Annotated in this window: 3 protein-coding genes; 1 reads left to right on the forward strand and 2 read right to left on the reverse strand. The window is 63.0% G+C overall.

Translation table 11 applies throughout. The features are described from left to right. Positions 1 to 139: 139 nt before the first annotated feature. The gene (locus tag EN925_RS32320) at positions 140 to 502 is read left to right on the forward strand and encodes a hypothetical protein (protein WP_127369629.1); all 363 of its coding nucleotides are present in this window, start codon (positions 140 to 142) and stop codon (positions 500 to 502) included. Here EN925_RS32320 and EN925_RS32325 read toward each other — a convergent pair whose 3' ends face one another. Together EN925_RS32325 and EN925_RS32330 are read right to left on the reverse strand one after the other, a co-directional pair. Beyond that, positions 503 to 1,444 carry a glyoxylate/hydroxypyruvate reductase A gene (locus EN925_RS32325; protein WP_127366681.1) on the reverse strand — a complete coding sequence of 314 codons (942 nt, stop codon included), beginning with the start codon at positions 1,442 to 1,444 and terminating at the stop codon, positions 503 to 505. A 29-nt stretch (positions 1,445 to 1,473) separates the two neighbouring features. Continuing rightward, on the reverse strand, positions 1,474 to 2,339 hold an 866-nt coding region (locus tag EN925_RS32330), incomplete at its 5' end, for an ATP-binding cassette domain-containing protein (protein WP_164894541.1).

Consider the following 2,339-nt stretch of genomic DNA (forward strand, 5'->3'; position numbering starts at 1 on the left):
CTCCGTCAGCCGCGCGCCTGCGGAGGGGCAGCCTCGCCGCCTCGCAAATATTCCTGCTGTGAAAAAGTCCGATTTGCATGCGCGACTGATATTTGCGATCTGCTCGCGTCAGGGCGGGATATCAGGAGGAGCATAGCCGATGCGCTGGAACATGATGATCTTGGCCTCTTGCCTGCTGACCGCCGGCTGTGTCGGTGGCACTTCGATGTCGGAACAGCAGGATGCGAACGTCCAGTCGTCCCTGCAATACGACAGCGTGCCGTGCGACCAGTTGCTGGCGCAGCGCAATGGCTTGGCGCAGCAATACAACCTGCCGATCAAGGCCAAGCCGACCTTCTCCAATCCGGCGATGGGCTTCGGCCCGTTCACGCCGGACATGCGCTCGAAGGCCAAGCGCGATACCGACAAGGCGAGCGGTGAGATCGATGCCATGAACCGGTCGATCGATCGACGCGACTGCGGCCAGCCAAACAAGCAGAAGAAGCTCGCTCTGCCCGGCTAGCTAATACCCCGCCTTGCGGTCCACCAGATTGTCGAGCTTTTCGCCGCGTTCGAAGGCGTCCATCTGGCGCAGCATGATCGGCGCCAGATGCACCGGATCGGAGGTCGCCGCCGCGTGTGGCGTCACGAACACTTTCGGATGCCCCCACAGCGGACTGGTCTTCGGCAGCGGTTCGACCTCGAACACGTCGAGGCTTGCCTCCTTCAACGTGCCGTCATCCAGCGCCCGCAAAATGTCGGCATCCTTCTGCAGGCGGCCACGCCCGGCATTGATCAGCACCGAGCCGCCGAGGCCGTTGCGTTTCCGCAGCTCCTTCAGCACGCCGTAGTTGATGATGCCCTTGGTCTCCGGCGTCAGCGGCAGAAGCACCACCAGGATGTCGGTTGCCTTGAGGAAGGGGATCAATCCAGCTTCGCCGGAATAGGTCGCGACGCCTTGCATGGCCTTGTCGCTGCGCGACCAGCCATTGACGGCAAAGCCGAGCGAGAGCAGCACCGAGGCCGCGGCGCGGCCGAGACTGCCGAGGCCCATGATGCCGACCGAAATGTCACCGGCAGGCCTCTGCTGCGGCTCATGCCAGATCTTCTTCGACTGCTGCGACCGGTAGAGCAGGCCCTGGCGGTGATGGTCGAGCACCCGCCAGACGACATATTCCGTCATGTACTGGGTGAGGTTGTCGGCAACGATTTTGACGATCGGCACGTCGGGCAGGCCGGGATCGGCGAAGATATGGTCGACGCCGGCGCCGATCGAGAAGATGGCGCGCAGATTGGGCAGCGACGCCAGGATGTTCGGCTTCTGCTTCCATACAACGGCATAGGTGATCGAGGGGTCGCTGGCGCCGTCCGGCTCCAGCACCACCTCGCGTTCGGCCGACAGCAGGTCGCGCCAGCGCTGCGGATGAAAGCCGGTGACGGCAAGCAGGATGCGGCCTTTTTCCATTGCGGTCCTCTAGTCCCTCTTTACGCAAATCACTCGCTGACGATGCCGACCGGTGCCGTCTCGATCTTGAAGGCGGCCGAGATCAGCGCCCGAGTATAGTCGGTTTGCGGATTTTCAAAAATCTGCTGGGAAGGGCCGGCTTCGACGATCCTGCCATTGCGCATGACGATGACGTCGTTGGCGAGCGCCCGGATGACTTTCAAATCATGGCTGATGAAGAGATAGGCGAGATCGTGCTTGGCCTGCAGGCTGCGCAGCAGGTCGACAACCTGCGCCTGCACGCTCATGTCGAGTGCCGATGTCGGCTCGTCCAGCATGACGAAGCGCGGGTTGAGCACCATGGCGCGTGCGATGGCAACGCGCTGGCGCTGGCCGCCGGAAAACTCGTGCGGGTAGCGGTTGCGGGTCGCCGGATCGAGCCCAACCTCCTTCAGCACGGCGGCCACCTTGTCGTCGCGCTCGTCGGGCGACAGCTTCGGCTCGTGGATCTTGAGGCCTTCCTCGATGATCTCGGCGATCGACATGCGCGGGCTGAGCGAGCCGAACGGATCCTGGAAGACGATCTGCAATTCGCGCCTGAGCGGCCGCATTGCATTGAAGGACAGCTGGTTGATGTCGCGACCGTTGAACTGGATCATGCCGGTCGACGAGATCATGCGCGCCAGCGCCAAGCCGAGCGTCGTCTTGCCGGAGCCGGATTCGCCGACCACGCCGAGCGTCTGGCCGGCGCGCACGGTGACATCGATGCCGTCCACTGCCTTCACATTGTCGACGGTGCGGCGGAAGAAGCCCTGCTTGATCGGGAACCAGACCTTTATGTCCTTGCCGGTCATGACCGGCAAGGACATAAAGGTCTGGTTCCCGATCAAGCAGGGCTTCTTCCGCCGCACCGTCG

Origin of the sequence: Mesorhizobium sp. M7A.F.Ca.US.006.04.2.1, assembly GCF_004022915.1 — a bacterium.
In the GTDB taxonomy this organism is placed as follows: Bacteria; Pseudomonadota; Alphaproteobacteria; order Rhizobiales; family Rhizobiaceae; genus Mesorhizobium; species Mesorhizobium ciceri.

Excerpts from the sequence above, each read along its gene's own strand:
- EN925_RS32320 (WP_127369629.1), top strand. The coding sequence starts at position 140 with ATGCGCTGGAACATGATGATCTTGGCCTCTTGCCTGCTGACCGCCGGC.
- EN925_RS32325 (WP_127366681.1), bottom strand. The coding sequence starts at position 1,444 with ATGGAAAAAGGCCGCATCCTGCTTGCCGTCACCGGCTTTCATCCGCAG.